Genomic DNA, 23,187 nt, shown 5'->3' on the forward strand with positions numbered 1-23,187 from the left:
GTCCTAAAGTTTGAAGTCAAGTAGGGTTCAACTCTGATATGGTGAATGCATAATCTTGTAATAGATATTGGGAATACAAATAGTAAACTAGCAGTTTTCAACCATAAAGAACTGGTACATTACCAGCGATTAAAAGAATTGGATGAGCTCAGCCTGACTAGCTTAATAGCAAAGTACCAGATACAAAATGCAGCCGTTTCAACTGTGAATAAAGATGTCGGCGAATTAAGCAACTTCTTAAGCACAAGAGTAAAGTATATCCCTTTTACAACAAACATAAAGGCTGGAATAAAAAACAATTATGAAACACCAGCCACTTTGGGTTTGGATAGATGGGCAAAAGTAATTGCTGCACATGGCTTATACCCAGGTGAAAGCTGTTTGATGATTGATGCTGGCACTTGTATTACTTATGATGTACTGACAGCAGATAGCCAATACTTTGGAGGAAGTATTAGCTTAGGTATAAAAATGCGATTTGAGGCCTTGAATTATTATACAGGCAGATTGCCATTGGTAAATTGGGACAAAGAAGAAGCTATTCCTGAAGGTACAAATACCAATAATGCCATCAAAAATGGTGTACTGCAAGGAATAATAAATGAAATAGAAGGGTTTATAACTCTAGAAAATAAAAAGAATAAGGCCCTAAAAGTGATTATAACAGGGGGAGATGGAGATTTTTTGAACAAGCAATTAAAAAATAGCATCTTTGCCACCCAAATCAGTTATGATCCATATTTGGTTTTAAAAGGATTAAATGAAGTTATTACATTATAATATGTACCAAAAATTAAAATATACGTTTGCAGTATGCTTATTGCTAACCAGTCTAATTGCAAACGCACAAGTTACTATACAATCTCCATACTCTAAATTTGGGGTTGGTAACATTAAGGGATCGTTGCTGCCTCAATTCCGTGCTATGGGTGGTATATCTACAGCAGTAGGCCGAAGTACTTTCTTTAACAATATCAATGTCCAAAATCCAGCAGCTTATGCAACCATTATCTCCACAACTTTAGATATGGGGATGACTGGTGGTTATACAGAGTTAAAGAATAGTTCGCTTAAAGAAACTAGCTTTAATGCCAGTTTAAGTCATGTAGCATTGGCATTTCCAATCCGTAGCAAATCAGGTATCACCAAATCAGCTATCAGTGTAGGTATTTTACCTTATTCGCAATTAGGCTATGATTTTAGAAATTCGGTAAAAATTGGAGCAACTTCAGAAAACCAAAAATCGGTTGATTATAAATATACCGGAGAAGGAGGTTTAACAAAGGCTTATATAGGTTATGGCAGACAGTTTGGAGATCACCTTAGGCTAGGTGTTAACTTTGAATACTTGTTTGGTAACTTAATAGAAAATAGATCTACCGAATATCAAAATGATCCAGGCTCATTAGCCTCTCGTATCCAAGATAAAAATAGCATTGGAGGAATTAACTTTTCTTATGGAGCACAATATGAGTTCAGGATCGATAACAAAACAAATCTTGTATTAGGTTATTCAGGATCTTCAAATTCGCCACTTAATTCTACAAGAGATAGGTACGTAACACAATATACGCTTAGCAATGGAAGTGAAAATCCGGCGTTAGACACTTTAGAAAAAGTTGAAGACAATAAGTCTAACCTAAAATTACCATTGATCCATAATTTCGGTATCGCTTTGCAGAAAAATGACAAATGGTTAATTGGATTAGATTATAGAATGGGGAAATGGTCTGAGCTTTCTATTGGCAATGTGAACCAAAATTTACAAGATACTTACGGATTCTCAGTAGGTGGACAATTTGTTCCAGACTATAGCTCAATTAATAACTACTTTAAAAGAGTTGAATATCGTTTAGGCTTCCAGTACGACAAAACGTATATTCAAATGAACAATCAAGATATCAAACAAATGGCCATTACATTCGGCCTAGGTTTGCCACTTTCAGCTTACGAAAGAGGTGTGTTCTATAAAATGAATCTTACAGCCGAGTTGGGTAAACGAGGTAATATCAATAATGGATTGTTGCAAGAAAGATATATCAATTTCCATGTAGCCTTTACGTTGAATGATGCTAGATGGTTCCAAAGATTTAAATTTGATTAATAATGCATAGGTCGGGTATCAAATCTGGCATCCCATTTCTTCTGGTAGCACTGCTATTTGTGGTGGTTTCATGTAATGATGACGACCTTAAAAATGCAAGTGCCATCTCTTCAAAAAAAATTACCTTAACCAAAGACAGGTCTTATGGAGTTGAAATGACTTATAGTGATTCTGCAGTTGTTAAAGCGAAGGCTTATGCACCAATTTTAGATAAGGTAATGCCATCAACCGGTGCTGTTTATAGTGAGATGCCCAAAGGAGTTAAAATTGAATTTTATGATCAATACCTACAAATAACGGGCACCATCACCTCAGACTATGCCATTTATAAAGAAACAGAGCGAATGACCATTTTCAGGAAAAATGTGGTGGTGGTAAATGATCAGATTACTTTTAGAACTGAAGAGCTGATTTGGGATGAAAATAAAAAAATGTATTTCTCGCCGGCAGGAACAGTAACTAAAAAAGCTGATGGTAGTGTGCTTAAAGGTACACAGTTTTCTGCGCCGCAAGATTTCAGTACTTATTCTATTACACAAGCCGCAGGCGAAACCTATGTTAAGGGAGATTTAACACAATAAACAGAAATCACCTTAAAATACCACTTAATTTTTGAATGAAATTTTAGGGCTTTTGAGCAATTAGAATGCTTATTTGTTTCACTTTGTAAGTGGTTAAGCTATTGTAAGTTTGGGGACAAAAATCAAATAAAATTTAATATTTTCTAATTAGACGCAAATTTGTATCTTGCGCCCTCTAAAAAATAAAAAATAATAATAATTAATATGGGAGTAATGACATTCATGCGTACCAAAATGGGATATTTTCTAGTAGGAGGTATCGCGGTGGTATTAGCGTTATTTGTTTTAGAACCTTTGCTTCAGCAAGGTTCAGCGATTTGGGGAGCATCTAGAAACGTAGTAGGATCAATTGATGGTCAAGACATCAAGTATGAAGAGTTCAGTCCTAAAGTAGAACAAAGTATTGCACAGTTTAAACAACAATACGGTGGTAGCATTAATCCACAAATGCAAGCTATGGCTGTAGACCAAGCTTGGCAAGCAGAAATTGCAAACACAATTTTAACAAAAGAATATAGCCGATTAGGCTTAACCGTTTCTGGCGATGAATTGTTCGATTTATTGCAGGGAAAAAATCCTAGTCCACTTATCGTTCAATATTTTGGTAACCCACAAACGGGGCAATTTGATCGTGCAGCTGTAATTAGCTCTTTAAAAGCACAAGCAAAAGATCCGAAATTGAAACAACAATGGGACTTGTTGCAAGTAGAAGTTGAGAAACAGGCAATGCAACAAAAATATGCAAACCTAATCCGTAACTCTGTATACATTACTTCTATCGAAGCTAATGACGAGTATAACAACAGAAACAAATTGGCAAACTTTAAGTATGTTGATCTTGGCTTTAGCACTGTGTTAGACAAAGACGTTAAAATAACAGATGCAGATTATCAAGCTTATTACGATGCAAACAAAAAACGCTTCGATAATCCAACAGAGACTCGTGGTTTTGAATATGTAACTTTCAGTATTAAGCCAACGGCTGCAGATTCTAGCGCAGTTAAAGCACAGATTGATCAATTGGCAGCTGATTTTAAAATCACACCAAACGACTCATTGTTTGCTGCTAACAACTCTGATGTAAAAGTTCCTTTTGCTTTTATCTCTAAAGGAAAATTAGATCCAGCGGTAGATTCAGTAATCTTTAACTATCCAGTGGGAAGTTTCTACGGACCAAAATTCTCTGGTAACTCTTATAAACTAATTAAAGTGGTAGGTTCTAGGGTTTCTCCTGACTCTGTAAGAGCAAGTCACATTTTAATTGATCCATCAAAAGTGGGTGGCGAAGTAGCCGCATTTAAATTAGCAGACTCATTAAAGTCATTGATACAAAAAGGTGGAAGCATTGCAGATCTAGCTAAAAAATATAGCGTTGATGGTTCAAAAGAGCAAGGTGGAGACTTAGGAACTTTTGCACGTGGTGCAATGGTACCTGAATTCGAAAATGCATCTTTTGATGGTAAAACTGGCGATGTGAAAGTTGTTAAATCACAATTTGGCGTTCACGTTATTAAAATTGTAAAACAAGTAGGATCATCTAAAGTGGCTAAATTAGCTTACATCGAGAAAAGTTTGGCGCCTAGTCAGAAAACTAGAGATGCTGCTTACAAAAAAGCCTCTAGCTTCTTAAGTGAAGTAAAAGGTGATAACTTTAGCACTTTAGCTCAGAAAAAAGGATATACCGTTGGCTTAGCTGATAAAATTACAGCTACACAAGGTTTTGCTCCAGGATTAGATAATCCTCGTCAGCTAATTAGAGATGCATACCAAGCAGAAAAAGGTGATGTACTTACTCAAGTTTATACCATGGATAATGGTTTTGTTGTAGCACGTTTAACAGACATTAAACCAAAAGGACAATTGTCTTTAGCTGATGTGAAAAAAGAAATCCAACCAATGGTAATGAATGCTGTTAAAGCTAAAATGTTAACTGAGAAAGTAGACAAAGCTTTGCAAGGTGCAGCTAACATTGATCAAGTGGCTCAAAAATTAGGTAAAACTGCAACTCCTGCACAAAATGTAGTGTTCTCTAACCCTATCATTCCAGGTTTAGCACAAGAGAACAAAGTAATAGGTGCAATATTTGGTTCGCAGGTAGGCAAATTATCTAAAGCCATTGAAGGCGATAAAGGTGTATATGCATTTGTTGTGGATGGTTTTACCAACCCAGCGCCATTAGACAATGTATTTAAACAAAAAGAAACCATGATTCTTGGTGTGGCACAACGCTCTTTAGGCGCAGCATTCCAAGCACTACAAGATAAAAGTGATATAAAAGACAATAGGGTGAAATTCTATTAATCTTTATTATGTAATTTTGTAACCGTCTCGATATACCATCGAGGCGGTTTTTTATTTGATAGCTATGGACATTCAGGAAAAATTTGTTAATAAAGTTGCTGCAAGTGGTTTAGTTACCTTAAATCTTGAAGAATATTTCCACAAAGGAGAGCGCTTAGTGTATGATATTAAAGACAATCTTTTTCATGGATTAATGTTAAAGGAGCAAGATTTTAGAGCATTTATAAAAGAACATAACTGGGAACAGTACCAAGATAAAAATATAGCAATTACATGTAGTACAGATGCTATTGTGCCAACCTGGGCCTATATGTTATTGGCCAATAAAATGAAACCATTTGCTAACGAAATTGTGTTTGGTAGCCTAGAAACATTAGAAACGGTATTGTACACTAAAGCCTTTGCAAAAATAGACCTTAATAATTTTGCCGGAGAACGTGTGGTAATTAAAGGCTGTGCAGACCTAGAAGTGCCAGTTTCTGCCTATGTAGAGATTACTTCCTTACTCACGCCCATTGTTAAAAGTATCATGTATGGCGAGCCATGTTCTACTGTTCCAATTTATAAACGCAAAGATTAGTAATTTTGGATTGCTTTTTGTTTAAGCAATAATATGAGAACATGGATTTTAGTACTAACATTAGCAGTAAATGGCTTTGTTGGTTTTGCACAAGAGTTGCCCTTAAAAAAGGAGCCTGTTTTTAAGGAAGGAGAGGTTTTAAAGTATAAGCTCAAATATGGTTTTCTTACTGCAGCAGAAGCTACCTTAAAGGTACAGGCAACTGATGTTAAGTTTGACAATAAGCCTGCTTATAGATTAGTTGTGGATGCAGAAACATCTGGAACATTTGATATCTTTTATAAGGTAAGAGATCATTACGACTCTTTTATAGATAAAACCGATCTAACCCCTTACTTCTACCAAGAGAATATTAGAGAGGCCAGTTACCGCAGACAAGATAAAGCCAGATTTTATCAAGATACCAAAAAAGTTGTAGCCAATAGAGGTACTTTTGCTACCCCTACAACCCAAACATTTGACTTGGTTTCGGCCTATTATTTTGCCCGTAGTTTAGACATCACCGACCTAAAAATTGGAGATAAATTTAAGCTCAACTATTTTTTGGGCGATGAAATTTCACAATTAGAGATCCAGTATATTGGTAAAGAAGTAATCAAAACCAAGTTGGGAAGTATAAGGTGTTTAAAATTTAGTCCTTCTATTAAGCCTGGACGTATTTTTAAAAAGGATAGCAAGTTGTATCTTTGGATTACAGATGATGGCAACAGGGTGCCTGTAAAGGCCGAGGTAGAGATCTTAGTTGGATCTGTGTCGCTTGAAATTAAATCTGCCGAAGGGTTAAAATATCCCATAGGTAACTAAACAAAATAAATGATAGAGGTACAAAATGCCTTAGTGCATGAGGATGTGATAAGCGAAAGCTTTGTGTGTAATTTAAGTAAGTGCAAAGGTATTTGCTGTGTAGAAGGAGATGCAGGAGCGCCTTTAGATCATGCGGAGACTGTAATTTTAGCGGAAATTTATCCTAAAATTAAACACCTATTGGCACCTAAGGGCATCAAAGCCATAGAAGAACAAGGCACATCGGTAATTGATATGGATGGCGATCTGACAACGCCATGTGTAGATGGCCATAAAGAGTGTGCCTATGTAACGTTCGAAAATGGGATTACCAAGTGTGCCATAGAAAAAGCATACGAACAAGGCTTGGTCGATTGGAAAAAACCAATCTCTTGCCATTTGTATCCTATTAGAATAACGCAATATCCCGAATTTGATGTGCTTAATTACGACAGGTGGCACATCTGTCATGATGCTTGTACATTTGGAAGAGAACTTAAAGTGCCGGTTTATCAGTTCTTAAAAGAGCCATTAATTAGAAAATATGGTTTAGAATGGTATACTGAATTAGAAAATAGTGTATCTTCAAAATAAAGATCTTAAATAAGATTTATTACAATTAATGTCTCAAATCTCTCTATGAAAGGTATAATCTTAGCTGGTGGTAGCGGAACCCGTTTACATCCATTAACGTTGGCATGTAGTAAACAAATGATGCCTGTTTACGATAAACCAATGATTTATTATCCATTGTCTACTTTAATGTTGGCAGGGATCAAAGAAATATTGATCATTTCAACCCCACATGATCTACCTAACTTCGAAAAATTGTTGGGAGATGGATCAAACCTTGGCTGTAAATTTTCTTATGCTGTACAAGCTGAACCGAATGGTTTGGCGCAAGCTTTTGTAATAGGTGCTGATTTTATAGGCCAGGATAAAGTTGCATTGGTATTGGGCGATAATATTTTTCATGGTGATGGTATGGCCAGACTCTTACAAGCAAGTGCAGATCCAGATGGAGGGGTAGTTTTTGCCTATCAGGTATCTGACCCTGAGCGTTATGGCGTAGTTGAATTTGATGAACATAAAAATGCAATCTCTATTGAAGAAAAACCTAAAGTTCCAAAATCAGATTATGCAGTTCCAGGGCTATATTTTTATGATAACAGTGTAGTAGAAATTGCGAAGAATATTAAACCTTCGGCTCGTGGCGAGTATGAGATTACCGATGTGAATAAAGAATACCTAAGTAAGGGCAAACTTAAAGTAGGCGTACTCAGTAGAGGCACAGCTTGGCTTGATACAGGAACATTTGCATCTTTAATGCAGGCAGGTCAGTTTGTGCAAATTATAGAAGAACGTCAAGGCTTAAAAATAGGTTGTATAGAAGAAATTGCTTACCGTATGGGCTTTATCAATACAGACCAACTGGTAGAAATTGCTACCCCATTGCTTAAAAGTGGTTACGGCGAATACCTATTGAAAATTATCAAACACTAACGAGTATATTTTGTGTTTTAACGGAATGTATTAAGCAGGTTAAAACATGTTATTTGTGTAGAATTTTAAACCTATATTTTCCCCATTTTCTACAAAGTGGGGATTTTTTTACCCATATTTTTTGTGTATTCTGCGTTATTTTAAAGGAAAAATTCTTAATTATAGGTTAAATTCAAATTAATTTTTATGACTAAAGTGCTAGTTTTCAAAAGGGTATGTGTTAACCTTAACGTTTAAAAAGTTCCTATTTATAGTCATAATCAATTGTTTATAACACAAACACCCTAAATCGGAATGACTTAAAAGTTTTGCTCATCCGTTTTAAGCTTTCAAAAACAGATGGACTAAATGGTAATGGATCAATTCATTTTAAAAATGGATTCGATTTTGTCTTGGTAAAGGTAATCACCCTTAAACCAACCCTTATGTATACGACCTGTAAATGCAGCAACTGCGAGCGCAGCCTTTATTACGAAGTACCAAGTAATTTCATTTTTAAACTGGTTTCACTAAAAATATTCTGGTGTTCCAAATGCGACACCAAGAGCTATTTTTGGGGTTGGAATCACGTTAGTGCCTAACCTTAATTAAGCAGCTCGTTTTTAATTTCATTAAATAGAGATAAGCTTTAAATGAGTTGAGTATATTCTTTTTAAAGAAATTTTATTGTCTGATAGTTATAGTAAAGGCGCACAGTTTTTTTGTCTTTTGAAATTAATTTTAAATGAGCATGAGCAAATATTATTGTTTATGTTTGTTTTCTTTAATCAAAAAAGTTCAAATTAATGAAAGTTGCCTTAATCACTGGAGTTACGGGTCAAGATGGAGCGTACCTAGCAGAGTTCTTGTTAAAAAAAGGATATTTTGTACATGGGATCAAACGTAGATCATCTTTGTTCAATACCGATCGGATTGATCATTTGTATCAGGATCAACATGAGCAAAATGTGCATTTCAAGTTGCATTATGGAGATTTAACCGATTCTACCAATTTAATTCGGATTATTCAGGAAACCCAACCCGACGAAATTTATAATTTGGCCGCAATGAGCCATGTACAGGTAAGTTTTGAAATGCCAGAATATACAGCTAATGCTGATGGGATAGGAACTTTACGTTTATTAGAGGCAGTAAGAATTTTAGGTCTGGTAAAAAAGACCAAAGTTTACCAAGCTTCTACTTCTGAACTTTATGGTTTGGTGCAAGCTGTACCACAGAGTGAAACTACGCCTTTCTATCCACGTTCGCCTTATGCAGTGGCTAAGATTTATGGTTACTGGATTACGGTCAATTACCGCGAAGCCTATGGAATGTTTGCTTGTAATGGAATATTGTTCAATCACGAAAGTCCATTAAGAGGAGAAACCTTTGTTACACGTAAAATTACAAGAGCTGCCGCTAAAATAGCACTGGGCTTGCAAAGCTGTTTGTACTTAGGTAATCTTTCTGCTCAAAGAGATTGGGGGCATGCCAAAGATTACATTGAAGCAATGTGGTTGATTTTGCAACAAGAGAAAGCCGAAGATTTTGTAATTGCTACAGGAATTACAACAACAGTAAGAGATTTTGTACGAATGGCATTTAGCGAGGTAGGTATTGAAATAGAGTTCTCTGGTAAAGATGAAAATGAAATTGGAGTAATTATAGACGTTGATCAAGAAAAAGCAACAAGCTTAGGTATAAAGGCAGAAGACCTACATCTGGGAACAACAGTAGTTAGAGTAGATGCTAAATATTTCAGACCTACAGAAGTTGACCTACTTTTGGGAGATCCAACAAAATCAAAAACGCAACTAGGTTGGGAACCTAAATACGATTTGCCTGCCTTGGTTAAAGATATGATGCAATCTGACCTACATTTAATGAAGAAAGATGAATATTTAAAAGAGGGAGATTTTAAAACATTAAACTATTTCGAATAATAAAAAATTAGTACTCAGAGCTAATTCTATCTACAAGTGCCAAGAAACGCTTATGTTCTTCCTCAATTTGTAGAAAGTAATCCCATACAAAAAATTGATGGTTTGATTCAGATTATCAATTTTTTTCATTTATAGGCATCTGAATGTCTTATTCTGACGTACTTATATAAAAAATAGAAATAAAAATACTTCATCTATGCAAATGGATTGGTATTTGTATCATTTAAAGTATGATGTGTTTAAGACGTTTCTCAGGCAATGAGTTTTCAGGATTATAATTGTAGAAAATGCGGTGCCGATTTTCATTATCAGGTTCCTCGTGGGTTTTTGTTAAAATCAGTATTAGGTTTTTTACCTATTCGGATTTATTGGTGTCCAAAGTGTGTAGCCAATCGTTACGTTTGGATTAAACGCAAAAAATAAGATTTACATCAATTCTTTGTTTTTCAATAACCCACTATCAACCAAGCGGGCAAAATGTTTGGTTGTAGGTACTTCTTTTAAAAGCTCGAGGTGTTTAACATGGTGGATATCGGTTCCAATAAAATCAATCATATCATTTTCAATTAGCTTTTCGGCAATTGTCTTAATATTCTTGCCATAGTGTGGGGTTAATGATAAAGCATTTACTTGGAGTTCTACCCCCATTTCTTTAAGCCTAGTGTAATAGTTAAACTGTTTGTGAAAAAACAAATAACGCTCAGGATGTGCCAGAACAACTTGATATCCTTTTATACCGAGTTCAAAAATACTTTCTTCTAAATTATGTGGTCTAGAGATTTGACTAAACTCAATCAATAACCTATTCCCTTTAAATGGCATCACACCATTTGAATTGATCTGATCAGTAAATTGATCATCCAAATAATATTCAGAAGATAAATTTAAGGTAATGCCTTCTGGTAATTTACCATTCAGTAATTCATGACCTCTTGTTAAACTTTCCTTTGTATTAGGGTGTATCTCTTGTAGTGTATGCGGGGTAGTAATTAAATGGGCAAAACCTAATGTCTTTAGGCCGCTAATCAATTGAATGCTATTTTCTACATCCTTAGCTCCATCATCAACACCAGGAATAAGATGCGAATGCATATCTAAACCTACTGCACTAAAATCTGAATAGCTGGATTTTTTTGAGCGATTGAAAAAAAACATAATCTTGTTTTATCTAAAATAAATAGCTACGAAGCTAAGGAATAAAATTTTTAAAACCGATTGCCGGTTCTTATGCTAGTTTAACGCTTCTCACAGCTATATTGTTTTGATGACAAAATTTGATTTTTATAGTAGAAAATCTACACCAAAGAAATAGGGTAACAGTTAAGTAAAACCAAGCTGATCTATTGACAGTTTTTTAAAATCGTATGAAAACTGAAGGAAAGAAATTGACTATAGTCTATAATGTCTACTACATGGCTATTTTGCTAGACTATATGATGGGTTAAGTCTACTAGAATTCATGAACCCAGTTTAAATAGATAAATTCGCAGGATTTGTTAAAGTGAAGTTTAATGTGAAGTGATGAGAGGCAAAAAACACAATGCTTTTAGTAAAAAAGATATAAAGTATAAAAATAAAATCTCATTTAAAATACTGATTAATAGTGTATTAATTGTATTTTTAATCTGAAAATCTTTGAGCGATAAGTTGCTAAACGAATAGGGCATGAATTTTGCTTTTAGATGACAATTCGTTAAATAAGGCTGAATTGATTAAATTAAAGGACGATATATAATTAACTCATTTTAATAACCCGCTAAGCTCATATTAGTATATTTGGAGAAATAATCTAATTGAAAACCTTCTATGAAAAAAACTATCTACTTATTTATTACCGTTCTTTTTTTAAGTTCATGTGGCGTTAAATATAAATACGTACCTTATTTTACAGATTTACCACGAGATTCAGAAATAAAGGAAAAAATTACGAATCAAACAACCTTTAAAGTTCAGGTTCATGATGTATTAGCAATCACGGTTTCTAGCCCTAGTCCAGAGGCAGCAGCAATGTTTAATGTAGGCACAACAAGTTCTGTTCAAAATGAGAACAATACAAATGTATTAACGGCAATGAATGGATTTGCTGTAGATGAAAAGGGAGATATTCAAATTCCTTTAGTAGGTGCAGTAAAAATTGTAGGATTGTCATTAGCAGAAGTAAGATTATTAATCCAAGAAAAGTTAACGACCTATCTTAAAAATCCTGTAGTTAATATTCGTCTGGCTAATTTTAAGATATCTATTTTGGGCGATGTAGCTAAACCTGGAGTCTATCCTATTAATAACCAGAGGGTAAATATTGCAGAAGCATTGAGCTTAGCCGGAGACTTAAATATCACAGCACGAAGACAAGATGTTTTATTAGTAAGGGAAATTGATGGTGAAAGAAAATATATCCGTTTTGATATGCAAAGCAAAGATGTTTTTAACTCACCTTATTATTACCTGCAAAATAATGATGTACTCTATATACAGCCAGATAAAGTGGCTTATTCTAATGTTGATAACAGTTATAGAAATGTCGGTATCATTTTATCAGTGATTTCCATTCTCTCTATATTTTTATCACGTCTATAATTTATTTTCTTCCTATGCAACCCAATACCCCATTATTAACAGAAAAGTCTGAAAACATCAATTTTCAAAAATTGATTCATAAATACCTATACTTCTTGCCTTTATTTTTAGTAAGCTTAATTATCATGTTTATAGGTGCTTACATATACTTGCGTTATGCACAACCTATATATAAGGTAGAGGCCACCTTATTAATTAAAGATGAGAAAAAAGGTGATGCCAACAGCGAAATACTGAAGCAATTAGATATGTTTGGCTCATCAAAGGTGATAGATAATGAGATAGAGATCTTAAAATCTAAAACATTAATGAGGCAGGTAGTAAAACGGTTAAGTTTAGATGCCAATTTACAGGTAGAAGGTAGGGTAATCAATACTTCTGCTTACTCATCAAGCCCTGTAAAATTTAAACCCATTGATATCGCAAGAGAAAATTTAGGTAAATTATTTAAATTCACCATTTTAAGTGATAGTACCTACACTATACATGATGAGAATTCAGGAAAGAAAGTACTAGGTAAATTCAATCAGATTCAACGTAATTTTTTAGGTATATATCAGATAACTACAACTTCCTATTTAAAGGGTAATCAAAATAATAACTATATACTTTCTATTGGAGATAGAGATCAGGTAGCAGATAGTTATTTAAGTAAATTAACGGTTTTGCCTGTAGGTAAGCAATCTTCGGTATTGCAGATCAACTTCTTATCAGCTACACCAGATCAAGGTAAAGATGTGGTTAATACATTAATGCAGGTATACAATGAAGCTACTTTAGAAGACAAAAACAAAACAGTACAAAGTACATTAAACTTTGTAGACGAACGTTTGAAACTGATTACAGGTGAACTAACGAGTGTAGAAAAAAATATAGAAGACTTTAGCACGAGTCAAGGAATTACAAATATTTCGGCGCAAGCCGAAACGTATCTGCAAAACATGCAGGCCAATGATGCTAAAATTGGAGAAATTGATTTAAAGATTAGTGTAGTAAATGATTTACAACGTTATGTAGACTCTGAAAATACAAATGGAAAAGCACCGAGCATTTTTGGAATTGAAGACCCAATCTTATTAGGTCAGATAAATCAATTGAATGAATTGCAGCAAAAGAAAATTGCCACATTAGCTAATGTGCCAGAATCTAATCCATTGTTTGGGCCAATTAATGATCAGATCACATCGTTAAAGGCGGCAATTAGATCAAATGTAAAAACAATAAAAACAGCATTGATGAGTATGAAGTCTAGCCTGAATTCTAATGCTGGCAAATACGAAAACTCCATCAAGAAAGTGCCAACTCAAGAACGTCAATTCATAAGTATCAAAAGACAACAGACAATTAAAGAGAGTTTATACTTATTTTTATTACAAAAGAAAGAAGAATCAGCTATTTCAGCAGCCTCAAATGTAGCGGATTCCAGAATTGTAGATCCAGCATCTTATTCTAAATCTCCTGTTTTTCCAACAAAAAAATCAATTTATTTAGCTGCATTTATCATTGCCTTGGTATTACCTATTGGTATTGTATTTATTAGGGAGCTAATGAACAACAAGGTGGTATCGCCAGGGGATATTGAAGAATTTACCCAAACACCTATTATTGGTGAATTATTGTATAAGGAACACGCCAATCCGATTGTTGTAGCTGCCAATAACCGAAATGCTATAGCAGAGCAGTTTAGGGCCATTCGTACCAACTTACAGTTTTTAAGACATAAGAATGAAGAGCAGACAGGTTTTGTTACCTTATTTACCTCCAGCATGTCTGGTGAAGGAAAAAGTTTTGTGGCTTCTAATATAGCTGCAGCTTTGGCCATTAGCGGTAAAAAAACAATTATCTTGGAGCTTGATATGCGGAAACCTAAAGTTTCTAAATACTTAAGTTTAGATAATAAGGTAGGATTAAGTAATTATCTAATCGGTAGGGCAGAAATTAAAGATATTATACAGCCTTCGGGCGTACATGATAATTTAATGGTGATCAGTTCTGGCCCAATTCCACCAAATCCGTCTGAACTGCTTTTGGGAAAAGAAATTGAAGAACTTACGGCTTATTTAAAACTTCATTTTGATGAAATCATTATCGATACACCACCGATTGGTTTAGTTACAGATGCACAAATCTTAAGTCGCTTGGCTGATGCTTCAATCTATATTGTACGTCATGGAGTTACGCTTAAAAATCAGATCGAACGTTTAAATGAATTGTATATAGCCAATAAATTTCCAAAATTGAATATTATTCTAAATGGTATTAAATTAAGCGGTAGTTATGGCTATGGTTACGGTTATGGTTATGGCTACGGTTATGGCTATGGTTACGGCTATTATGCTGATGATGTAAATGCCGATAGAAGCAAATCTTTCTTTGGTAGGTTTTTAAGCAGATTCAAAAAGAATTGGTAAGCATTGCTCTGCGTAATAGAAGTAAAAAAGAACAATGGAAAAGATTTTAATTACTGGAGGGGCGGGCTTTATAGGCTCTAACTTAACAACACATTTTTTAAAACTTGGCTATGAGGTTGTAGTTTTAGATAATTTTGCTACAGGTTATAGGAAAAATATAGAATCTTGTTTGCAAAATCCAAATTTTCGATTAATTGAAGGTGATATTCGAAAAATGGAGGATTGTGAAAGAGCAATTGATAAGGTCGATTATGTACTTCACCAAGCTGCTTTGGGTTCGGTACCACGCTCAATTAAGGACCCAATAACTAGCAATGATGTTAATGTCTCTGGATTTTTAAATATGTTGGTGGCGGCACGAGATGCCAAAGTTAAACGCTTTGTATATGCAGCTAGCTCCTCAACTTATGGTGATTCGGAAAGTCTGCCAAAAGTAGAAGACAAAATTGGCAAACCTTTATCACCTTATGCCATTACTAAATATGTAAATGAACTGTATGCAGATATATTTAACAAGGCGTATGGCTTAGAAACAATTGGATTACGTTATTTTAATGTATTTGGTCGTAGGCAGGATCCAAATGGAGCTTATGCCGCAGTAATCCCATTGTTTGTTAAACAATTAATGCAGCATGAAAGTCCACAGATTAATGGTACAGGAGATTACTCTCGAGATTTTACCTATATCGACAATGTGATTCAAATGAATGAAAGGGCCATGTTAACAACTGATCCAGCAGCAATTAATACAGTATATAATACCGCCGCTGGAGATCGGACTACATTGAATGAGTTGGTCGGATATTTAAAAGAATTTTTAGCTTTTTATGATAAAGACATCGCAGAAATTGAAGTAAAATATGGACCAACAAGAAAGGGAGATATACCACATTCATTAGCCTCTATAGCTAAGGCACGCGAATTGTTAAAGTACGAACCATCACATACTATTCGTAATGGATTGAAGGAAGCCATAAAATGGTACTGGGAAAGCCTAAAATAAAGTATTGATATTATTAAGTAAATTATAGAATGAAGATTGCAGTTATAGGGTTAGGGTATGTTGGTTTGCCATTGGCTAGGTTATTCGCCACGAAGTATCAAGTTGTTGGTTTTGACATCAATCAATCCCGTATCAATGCATTAAATAATGGGTATGACCATACCCTAGAGATTGAAGAAGACGAACTCAGAAAAGTATTGATAAAAGATACTTCATTAGCTGAAAAGGGTCTGTTTTGTACTGCAGAACTTGCGGATATTGCTGATTGCACAATCTACATTATTACCGTACCAACACCGGTAGATAAAAATAACCGACCAAATTTAGCCCCACTATACAGGTCAAGTGAAACCGTAGGTAAAGTGCTTAAAAAGGGTGATATCGTGATTTACGAATCAACTGTGTATCCTGGTGTAACAGAAGAAGAATGTGTGCCAGTTTTGGAGAAAATTAGTGGATTAAAGTTTAATGAAGATTTTTTTGCTGGTTATTCTCCCGAAAGAATAAATCCTGGAGATAAAGAACATACTGTAGATAAAATTTTAAAGATCACATCAGGTTCTACTGCAGAAATTGGTTTAAAGGTGGACGATTTATATAAAAGTGTAATTACTGCCGGAACACATTTAGCACCTAGTATAAAAGTAGCTGAAGCAGCAAAGGTGATTGAAAACTCACAACGTGATATCAATATTGCATTTGTAAATGAACTGGCTAAAATTTTTAATATCCTAAATATAGATACTAAAGCTGTACTGAAAGCGGCAGGGACGAAATGGAATTTTTTACCATTTAAACCAGGATTGGTAGGAGGACATTGTATAGGTGTTGACCCATATTATTTAGCTCAAAAGGCGCAAGAACATGGTTACCATCCTGAAATTATTCTGGCAGGTCGCAGATTAAATGACAGTATGGGAGAATATGTGGCTTCTGAAGTAGTGAAGTTGATGATTAGAAATGATATTTCTGTTAAGGGTGCAAATCTCTTAATCCTAGGTATAACATTTAAAGAAAATTGTCCTGATGTTCGCAATACTAAAATTGTTGATGTAATTGGCGCTTTAAAAGAATACAATGTAAATGTATCTATTTATGATCCTTGGGCAAATCCAGCAGAAGTAGAATCAGAATACGGACTTTTTACCACAAATAATTTACCTGATCAAAAATTTGATGCTATAGTATTGGGTGTTGCACATAATCAATTCCTGAATCTGGATTTAAGTTCATTGCAGAATGAAAATAGCATCATTTACGATGTGAAAGGGATATTGAAAGATGCTGACGGGGGATTGTAATTATAAATAAAAGATACTATGCTTAAAGATAAAACATTGCTGATTACAGGGGGTACGGGTTCATTTGGATCGGCCGTATTGAATCGCTTTTTATATACAGACCATTTTAAGGAAATCCGAATTTTTTCTAGAGACGAAAAAAAGCAAGACGATATGCGGAACACACTTAAAAACGATAAGCTTAAATTCTATATTGGTGATGTTCGTGATTTTGACAGTATCAATAGAGCAATGCAGGGAGTAGATTATGTATTTCATGCAGCTGCTTTAAAACAAGTTCCCTCATGTGAGTTTTTCCCAATTGAAGCTACCAAAACCAACGTTTTTGGCACACAGAATGTGATCGACTCTGCCATGACAAATAAGGTAAACAAGGTTATCTGTTTAAGTACAGATAAAGCAGCTTATCCAATTAATGCCATGGGTATTTCTAAAGCTCTGATGGAAAAAGTAGCAATTGCCGCTTCAAGAAATTCGATGGAGACCACAGTGTGTTTAACCCGATATGGTAATGTAATGGCATCAAGAGGCTCTGTTATTCCACTTTTTTTAAAGCAAATTAAGGAGGGAGAATCGTTGTCGATTACCGATCCTAACATGACCAGATTCTTAATGTCATTAGAAGATGCAGTTGATCTAGTGTTATTTGCATTTGAAAATGGAAACTCAGGCGATTTGTTTGTCAATAAAGCACCCGCTGGTACCATCAGAGATTTAGCTGAGGCACTTAAACAACTTTGTAAAGCTAACAATGAGATTAAGATTATAGGAACTAGGCATGGTGAAAAATTATACGAAACACTTTGCACTAGAGAAGAAATGTTGAAAGCAGAAGATATGGGTGCGTTTTATCGCATACCAGCAGACAATAGAGATTTAAATTATGCTCAGTACTTTTCTGAAGGAGAAACAGATATTTCTAGAATTGAAGATTACCACTCGCATAATACTGAACAATTAGATGTTAATGGGATGAAGACATTGTTGTCAAATCTTCCATTGATAAAAAGAGAAGTTTTTGGCGATTTAACTGCAGTTCAATACGCTGGGTAATGGAAAATTTGCCAAAAATTATACAAGGAGGTGCTCATACAGATCAACGCGGAACGATCAAATTTGTGAATGATTTTGATATGAAACAGGTGCGCAGATTTTACTGTATTGTACATCCAGATATTAGTACCATTAGGGCATGGCGGGCACACAAATTAGAACAACGTTGGTTTTATGTAAGTAAAGGAGTGTTTAAGGTTAAACTGATTTGTATAGATGATTGGGAAAATCCTAATCCTGTTTTAGCACAACAAACGATCGTTTTAAATGCAGCAGAAAATCAAGTATTACATATTCCGGTTGGTTATGCAAGCGGGTTACAAGCATTAGAAGAAGATTCAGAAATGATCATATTTGCAGATTCTGATATTACAAATGCTAAAAATGATGATTATTTATTCCCCGTAAATTATTTTGGGGAATGGGAAGAATAAATGATGAAAATAAAAATAGGCATTACCGGACAACAAGGTTTTATAGGCAAACATCTATACAACACATTGGGACTTTCTCCAGAAGAGTTTGAACGCATTGATTTTAATCGCAATTTCTTTGAAGATCAGCAAGAACTTGTAAACTTTGTGGCACAATGTGATGTAATTGTTCATTTGGCAGCATTAAATAAACACAATGATCCCCAAATGATCTATGATAACAATGTAGCCCTAGTTCATCAATTAATTACTGCGCTAGAAAGTGTACAAAGTAAAGCTCATGTAATATTCTCCTCATCCTCACAAGAAGAAAGAGATAATCCCTATGGCAAGAGTAAAAAAGTAGGGAGAGAATTGTTTAACAATTGGGCAATAAAGTCAGGTGGAAAGGCTACAGGAATGGTTATCCCAAATGTTTTTGGTCCATTTGGTCATCCTTATTACAATTCATTTATTGCCACTTTTTGTCATCAACTTACGCATCATGAACAGCCAAAAATTGATTCCGATGGATTGATTAAACTCATTTATGTAGCTGATCTGGTTCAGTTGATTATTAAAGAAATAAAACAAGCTAAAGGGAATTCATTATTAGAGATAGCACATACAGAAGAATTAAAGGTTTCTACAATACTGTTATTATTAGAAAAGTATAACGAACAGTATGTAAAACTAGGTATTATTCCAGAAATCAATAATCGTTTTGAACTCAATTTATTTAACACTTTTAGGTGCTACATGGATATTAAAAACCATTATCCTGTAAAGTACACTCAACATACAGATGCAAGAGGAGTTTTTGTAGAGATAATTCGTTTAGGCACTGGTGGGCAGGTTTCTTTCTCTACAACAGTTCCCGGAATTACAAGGGGCAACCATTTTCATACCCGAAAAATAGAGCGTTTCTCAGTAATTAAAGGAAAGGCACTCATTCAGCTACGTCGTATTGGTACTACTGAAGTAATGGATTTTTACCTTGACGGGAATGAACCAGCTTATGTAGATATGCCAATTTGGTATACTCATAATATCAAAAATATTGGTGATGAGGATTTATATACGAATTTTTGGATCAACGAATTTTACGATCCAATTGATGCTGATACTTATATGGAAGTAGTTTAATTTGGTTTAATTGACGAACAGATGCAAAATAAATTGAAAGTAATGACTGTGGTCGGTACTAGACCAGAAATTATTAGATTAGCGAGGGTGGTAGCAAAGTTAGATGAATCTGATGCGATTGAGCATGTTTTGGTGCACACAGGACAAAACTATGATTATGAATTGAACCAGATCTTTTTTGACGATATGGGTATTCGTAAGCCTGATTTCTTTTTAGACGCAGCTGGTACAACAGCAATAGAAACCATAGGACAGATTTTAATCAAGATTGACCCTTTACTGATTAATGAAAAACCAGATGCTTTTTTGGTTCTAGGAGATACCAACAGTTGTTTGTGTGCTATACCAGCTAAAAAACATCATATCCCGATTTTTCATATGGAGGCTGGTAATCGTTGTTTTGATCAACGTGTACCAGAAGAGACCAATAGGAAAATTGTCGATCATATTGCTGATGTCAATTTAACCTACAGCTCAATAGCCAGAGAATATTTATTAAGAGAAGGTTTGCCTGCAGATAGGATCATTAAAACTGGCTCACCGATGTTTGAGGTATTGATGCATTATCTGCCTAAAATTGAAGCATCTGATGTACTGGAACGTTTGAACTTAAAAGAAGGCAAATTCTTTGTGGTATCGTCACATCGAGAAGAAAATATAAATAACGAAAAGAATTTTGAAGGGCTGATGAAGAGTTTAAATCTCATCGCCAAAACCTATCATTATCCGATTATTGTAAGCACACATCCTCGTACTAGGAAAATGATCGAAGCTAAGAATATTCAAATGCGTCCCGAGGTACAATTCTTGAAGCCATTGAGTTTTAGCGATTATAATGCTTTACAAATGAAAGCTTATGCAGTACTGTCAGATAGTGGTACCATTTCAGAAGAATCATCTATTTTAAATTTCCCAGCTTTAAATATTCGGGATGCCCATGAACGCCCCGAGGCAATGGAAGAAGCATCAGTAATGATGGTTGGCTTAAACCCAGAACGAATTATGCAGGGGCTAATACAGCTTAAATACCAAACAATAGAAGGTGAGAGAAATTTTAGACTTGTGGCTGATTATGCGATGCCTAATGTTTCAGATAAAGTGGTAAAGATCATTATTAGTTATGTAGATTACATTAAACGCATGGTTTGGAGTGAGAATAATTAACCTATGAAAGTGCTATTGATCAATACAGTATCGGGTATAGGTAGTACAGGTAGAACATGTATCGAAAAAGCGTTGGTGCTTGAAGAACAGGGTCATGAGTGTTACATTGCCTATGGTCAAGGTCATAGTTCGTATTATAGGTCATTCAAAGTGGGTACTACTTTAGAAAACCATCTGCATAATTTGGGCTCACGTGTGCTTGGTAAGCAAGGGTACTTTACCAAAAGGGGAACCGAAAGACTGGTTAAATTTATCGAAGAAATCCAACCCGATGTAATTAATTTACATAATCTACATGGTAATTACATCAATCTTGAAATCCTCTTTGATTTTTTAATCACTTATAACAAAGCTGTTGTATTAACACTTCATGATTGTTGGGCATTTACAGGTAAATGCACACATTATACAGATGTACAGTGCTTCAAATGGCAAACACAATGTGAACACTGTCCACAAGTGCACAAATACCCAGCTAGTCTATTTTTAGATAGTTCATTTATGATGTATAAGGATAAAAAAAGATGGTTTAATGCAATTAAAAACTTGAGTATTATTACAGTTTCTGATTGGTTGCTTCAGCAGGTTGAACAATCTTTTTTGAAAGATCATACTACATTAAGAATTTATAATTGGGTTAACCATGATATTTTTAAACCTATCGAAAGACGTACAATCTATCAACAATATGGAATAGAACCAAATAAGTTTTTAATTTTAGGTGTAAGTGCTGGTTGGAGCAAAAATCAAAATAGACTTATAGATTTTATCAAACTCTCTAAGATGGTAAGTGAGGATATGCAAATTGTGTTGATAGGTAAGACATACAACCTCAATGATATTCCTCATAATGTGATTAGTATTCCATATTTAAATAGTGAATCTGCCTTAACAGAGTTATATGCTTCAGCAGATGTATATGTACATTTATCTACTGAAGACACTTTTGGAAAGGTAATTGCCGAATCAATGAGCTGTGGCACACCTGTAATCGTTTATAATTCAACGGCTTGCCCTGAAATAGTTGGGGAGGGTTGTGGTTACGTTGTAGATAAGAGAAATGTCGAAGCCGTTTATGATAAAATTAAGCTTATCAAAAGCCAACCCAAGTCAATATATAGCTACAACTGTAGGGCACATGTTAAAGCAAATTATGATCGCCACACTAATATTCAACAAACTATTGACCTTTACCAACTAGTTATATCTAAAAATGATTGTTAACTTATTTGTAATTTTTTTAATCCTTGGTATTGGTAAGCTATTTTCAAATGGGAGTAAGCTTGCAGTAGATAAAGCTAGCAATAGGAAGAAATATATCAGTACGATATGTTTTATTTTGATTTTACAATCTGGTCTCAGAAATGTAGCCGTTGGGGATGATACTTATGCCTATTCCTTGTTGTTTAATGAAGTAAAAACAACTTCATGGAGTGACATCTTTAATTCAATAGCTGATTATTATAGATTAGGGATAGGTAAAGATCCTGGTTATTTAATTTTTCAAAAGCTACTACAATATATTATTGATGATTATCAGGTTTATCTAATGATTATCGCAATCATATTTTTCTCAGCACTTGGTAGTTTTATCTATAAAAATACAACAAGATTAGTTGATGCAATCATTGCTTTTGTAATTTATTCATCTTTATTTTATAGTTTTTTCTCTATCACAGGACATCGACAGACTATAGCAACAGCAGCCACACTTTTTGGATATGAACTCATTAAGAAAAGGAAATTAATTCCTTTTTTGATATTGATCTCCTTAGCAGCAACCATTCATAAATCTGTATTGATTTTTATTCCTTTTTATTTTATTGCAAATATTAAGAATACAAAATATTTCTATGCAGCCATTCTTTCTTTCTTCCCAATTTTTATGATCTATAAAAATCAGTTGGCAATTTATTTTATCAATTTGAGTGGATATAAAAATTACGAACAATATGAGGGAGCAGGTACTTATACTTTTACGGTGATGTTTTTGCTAGTGGCTATAATTTCTTTATGGCGGAGCAAGATTATTTTAGCGAATAAAAGCATTGCAAGGCACTATTATAATGCATTTATAATGGTTTTGTTCTTCCTTCCTTTAACTTGGGTAAATCCTTCTATGATGAGAGTTGTTCAATATTTCTCTATTTTCCTATTGTTATTTGTGCCAGAAATTTTAGAGTCATTCGCAACTTTTTCAAAAACAATTAAAAGAGAAATGATTGCTTTTTTTATAATAGCGCTGATCTCCTTAACTATTAGGGCAAATTTAAAGACACCACTTCAATATGGTTTCTTTTGGGAAGAGATGAGGTTGCCATCTAATTATTTTATCAGAGACTAAT

20 protein-coding genes are annotated in these 23,187 nt (G+C 34.4%); 19 read left to right on the forward strand and 1 reads right to left on the reverse strand.

The features are described 5' to 3' along the window. Positions 1-45 precede the first annotated feature (45 nt). The 9 genes from AQF98_RS18830 to gmd all read left to right on the forward strand — a co-directional run bounded on the left by AQF98_RS18830 (position 46) and on the right by gmd (position 9,774). Positions 46-780, forward strand: coding sequence for a type III pantothenate kinase (locus AQF98_RS18830; protein WP_055133501.1), 735 nt, complete (start codon positions 46-48; stop codon positions 778-780). After that, positions 761-2,104, forward strand: coding sequence for an outer membrane protein transport protein (locus tag AQF98_RS18835; protein ID WP_235524269.1), 1,344 nt, complete (start codon positions 761-763; stop codon positions 2,102-2,104). The genes AQF98_RS18830 and AQF98_RS18835 overlap by 20 nt, the downstream gene beginning before the upstream one ends. A gap of 2 nt (positions 2,105-2,106) precedes the next feature. Continuing rightward, the gene (locus AQF98_RS18840; RefSeq protein WP_055133502.1) at positions 2,107-2,685 is read left to right on the forward strand and encodes an OstA-like protein; all 579 of its coding nucleotides are present in this window, start codon (positions 2,107-2,109) and stop codon (positions 2,683-2,685) included. Between the two features lie 204 nt (positions 2,686-2,889). Further along, a complete protein-coding gene (locus AQF98_RS18845) occupies positions 2,890-4,986 on the forward strand; it encodes a peptidylprolyl isomerase (RefSeq protein WP_055133503.1) in 2,097 nt (698 codons plus the stop codon). Between the two features lie 64 nt (positions 4,987-5,050). Then, entirely contained in the window at positions 5,051-5,566 is a 516-nt protein-coding gene (locus tag AQF98_RS18850; protein WP_055133504.1) for a DUF2480 family protein, read from the forward strand. 33 nt (positions 5,567-5,599) lie between these two features. Further along, positions 5,600-6,370, forward strand: coding sequence for a DUF3108 domain-containing protein (locus AQF98_RS18855; RefSeq protein WP_055133505.1), 771 nt, complete (start codon positions 5,600-5,602; stop codon positions 6,368-6,370). 9 nt (positions 6,371-6,379) lie between these two features. Further along, positions 6,380-6,943, forward strand: a complete 564-nt coding sequence (locus AQF98_RS18860; RefSeq protein ID WP_055133506.1) for a DUF3109 family protein — start codon at positions 6,380-6,382, stop codon at positions 6,941-6,943. Positions 6,944-6,988: 45 nt separating this feature from the next. Beyond that, a complete protein-coding gene (gene rfbA, locus AQF98_RS18865; RefSeq protein ID WP_055133507.1) occupies positions 6,989-7,852 on the forward strand; it encodes a glucose-1-phosphate thymidylyltransferase RfbA in 864 nt (287 codons plus the stop codon). Positions 7,853-8,637: 785 nt separating this feature from the next. Continuing rightward, the gene (gmd, locus tag AQF98_RS18870; protein WP_055133508.1) at positions 8,638-9,774 is read left to right on the forward strand and encodes a GDP-mannose 4,6-dehydratase; all 1,137 of its coding nucleotides are present in this window, start codon (positions 8,638-8,640) and stop codon (positions 9,772-9,774) included. Between the two features lie 426 nt (positions 9,775-10,200). Here gmd and AQF98_RS18875 read toward each other — a convergent pair whose 3' ends face one another. Continuing rightward, complete coding sequence (locus AQF98_RS18875; RefSeq protein ID WP_055133509.1) at positions 10,201-10,929, reverse strand: tyrosine-protein phosphatase; 729 nt, start codon at positions 10,927-10,929, stop codon at positions 10,201-10,203. Between the two features lie 651 nt (positions 10,930-11,580). On the opposite strand from AQF98_RS18875, the gene AQF98_RS18880 reads away from it, so the two are divergent. The 10 genes from AQF98_RS18880 to AQF98_RS18925 are packed head-to-tail and all read left to right on the forward strand — an operon-like array spanning position 11,581 to position 23,186. Then, positions 11,581-12,351 (forward strand): polysaccharide biosynthesis/export family protein, encoded by a 771-nt coding sequence (locus AQF98_RS18880; RefSeq protein ID WP_055133510.1) that lies wholly within the window; start codon positions 11,581-11,583, stop codon positions 12,349-12,351. Between the two features lie 14 nt (positions 12,352-12,365). After that, positions 12,366-14,762: a tyrosine-protein kinase gene (locus AQF98_RS18885; RefSeq protein WP_055133511.1), complete on the forward strand. Its 2,397-nt coding sequence runs from the start codon at positions 12,366-12,368 to the stop codon at positions 14,760-14,762. 34 nt (positions 14,763-14,796) lie between these two features. Further along, on the forward strand, positions 14,797-15,765 hold the full coding sequence (locus AQF98_RS18890) for an SDR family oxidoreductase (RefSeq protein WP_055133512.1): 969 nt from the start codon (positions 14,797-14,799) through the stop codon (positions 15,763-15,765). Between the two features lie 29 nt (positions 15,766-15,794). Then, the gene (locus tag AQF98_RS18895) at positions 15,795-17,066 is read left to right on the forward strand and encodes a nucleotide sugar dehydrogenase (protein WP_055133513.1); all 1,272 of its coding nucleotides are present in this window, start codon (positions 15,795-15,797) and stop codon (positions 17,064-17,066) included. 18 nt (positions 17,067-17,084) lie between these two features. Beyond that, positions 17,085-18,119, forward strand: coding sequence for a polysaccharide biosynthesis protein (locus AQF98_RS18900; protein WP_055133514.1), 1,035 nt, complete (start codon positions 17,085-17,087; stop codon positions 18,117-18,119). Further along, the gene (locus AQF98_RS18905; RefSeq protein WP_055133515.1) at positions 18,119-18,553 is read left to right on the forward strand and encodes a WxcM-like domain-containing protein; all 435 of its coding nucleotides are present in this window, start codon (positions 18,119-18,121) and stop codon (positions 18,551-18,553) included. The genes AQF98_RS18900 and AQF98_RS18905 overlap by 1 nt, the downstream gene beginning before the upstream one ends. Then, the gene (locus AQF98_RS18910) at positions 18,554-19,678 is read left to right on the forward strand and encodes an NAD-dependent epimerase/dehydratase family protein (RefSeq protein WP_200911920.1); all 1,125 of its coding nucleotides are present in this window, start codon (positions 18,554-18,556) and stop codon (positions 19,676-19,678) included. Positions 19,679-19,699: 21 nt separating this feature from the next. Then, the gene (gene wecB, locus AQF98_RS18915) at positions 19,700-20,842 is read left to right on the forward strand and encodes a non-hydrolyzing UDP-N-acetylglucosamine 2-epimerase (RefSeq protein ID WP_055133516.1); all 1,143 of its coding nucleotides are present in this window, start codon (positions 19,700-19,702) and stop codon (positions 20,840-20,842) included. A gap of 3 nt (positions 20,843-20,845) precedes the next feature. Beyond that, the gene (locus AQF98_RS18920) at positions 20,846-22,066 is read left to right on the forward strand and encodes a glycosyltransferase (protein WP_055133517.1); all 1,221 of its coding nucleotides are present in this window, start codon (positions 20,846-20,848) and stop codon (positions 22,064-22,066) included. Continuing rightward, positions 22,056-23,186 carry an EpsG family protein gene (locus AQF98_RS18925; RefSeq protein ID WP_055133518.1) on the forward strand — a complete coding sequence of 377 codons (1,131 nt, stop codon included), beginning with the start codon at positions 22,056-22,058 and terminating at the stop codon, positions 23,184-23,186. The genes AQF98_RS18920 and AQF98_RS18925 overlap by 11 nt, the downstream gene beginning before the upstream one ends. The last annotated feature ends 1 nt before the right edge of the window (position 23,187 follow it).

This window comes from Pedobacter sp. Hv1 (genome assembly GCF_001412215.1).
Classification (GTDB): domain Bacteria; phylum Bacteroidota; class Bacteroidia; order Sphingobacteriales; family Sphingobacteriaceae; genus Pedobacter.

Coding starts and splice junctions, on each gene's coding strand:
- AQF98_RS18925 (WP_055133518.1), top strand. CDS start 22,056: ATGATTGTTAACTTATTTGTAATTTTTTTAATCCTTGGTATTGGTAAG.
- AQF98_RS18885 (WP_055133511.1), top strand. CDS start 12,366: ATGCAACCCAATACCCCATTATTAACAGAAAAGTCTGAAAACATCAAT.
- AQF98_RS18835 (WP_235524269.1), top strand. CDS start 761: ATGAAGTTATTACATTATAATATGTACCAAAAATTAAAATATACGTTT.
- AQF98_RS18840 (WP_055133502.1), top strand. CDS start 2,107: ATGCATAGGTCGGGTATCAAATCTGGCATCCCATTTCTTCTGGTAGCA.
- AQF98_RS18845 (WP_055133503.1), top strand. CDS start 2,890: ATGGGAGTAATGACATTCATGCGTACCAAAATGGGATATTTTCTAGTA.
- AQF98_RS18920 (WP_055133517.1), top strand. CDS start 20,846: ATGAAAGTGCTATTGATCAATACAGTATCGGGTATAGGTAGTACAGGT.
- AQF98_RS18875 (WP_055133509.1), bottom strand. CDS start 10,929: ATGTTTTTTTTCAATCGCTCAAAAAAATCCAGCTATTCAGATTTTAGT.
- AQF98_RS18880 (WP_055133510.1), top strand. CDS start 11,581: ATGAAAAAAACTATCTACTTATTTATTACCGTTCTTTTTTTAAGTTCA.
- AQF98_RS18900 (WP_055133514.1), top strand. CDS start 17,085: ATGCTTAAAGATAAAACATTGCTGATTACAGGGGGTACGGGTTCATTT.
- gmd (WP_055133508.1), top strand. CDS start 8,638: ATGAAAGTTGCCTTAATCACTGGAGTTACGGGTCAAGATGGAGCGTAC.
- AQF98_RS18830 (WP_055133501.1), top strand. CDS start 46: ATGCATAATCTTGTAATAGATATTGGGAATACAAATAGTAAACTAGCA.
- AQF98_RS18890 (WP_055133512.1), top strand. CDS start 14,797: ATGGAAAAGATTTTAATTACTGGAGGGGCGGGCTTTATAGGCTCTAAC.
- AQF98_RS18910 (WP_200911920.1), top strand. CDS start 18,554: ATGATGAAAATAAAAATAGGCATTACCGGACAACAAGGTTTTATAGGC.
- AQF98_RS18895 (WP_055133513.1), top strand. CDS start 15,795: ATGAAGATTGCAGTTATAGGGTTAGGGTATGTTGGTTTGCCATTGGCT.
- rfbA (WP_055133507.1), top strand. CDS start 6,989: ATGAAAGGTATAATCTTAGCTGGTGGTAGCGGAACCCGTTTACATCCA.
- AQF98_RS18860 (WP_055133506.1), top strand. CDS start 6,380: ATGATAGAGGTACAAAATGCCTTAGTGCATGAGGATGTGATAAGCGAA.
- wecB (WP_055133516.1), top strand. CDS start 19,700: ATGCAAAATAAATTGAAAGTAATGACTGTGGTCGGTACTAGACCAGAA.
- AQF98_RS18850 (WP_055133504.1), top strand. CDS start 5,051: ATGGACATTCAGGAAAAATTTGTTAATAAAGTTGCTGCAAGTGGTTTA.
- AQF98_RS18855 (WP_055133505.1), top strand. CDS start 5,600: ATGAGAACATGGATTTTAGTACTAACATTAGCAGTAAATGGCTTTGTT.
- AQF98_RS18905 (WP_055133515.1), top strand. CDS start 18,119: ATGGAAAATTTGCCAAAAATTATACAAGGAGGTGCTCATACAGATCAA.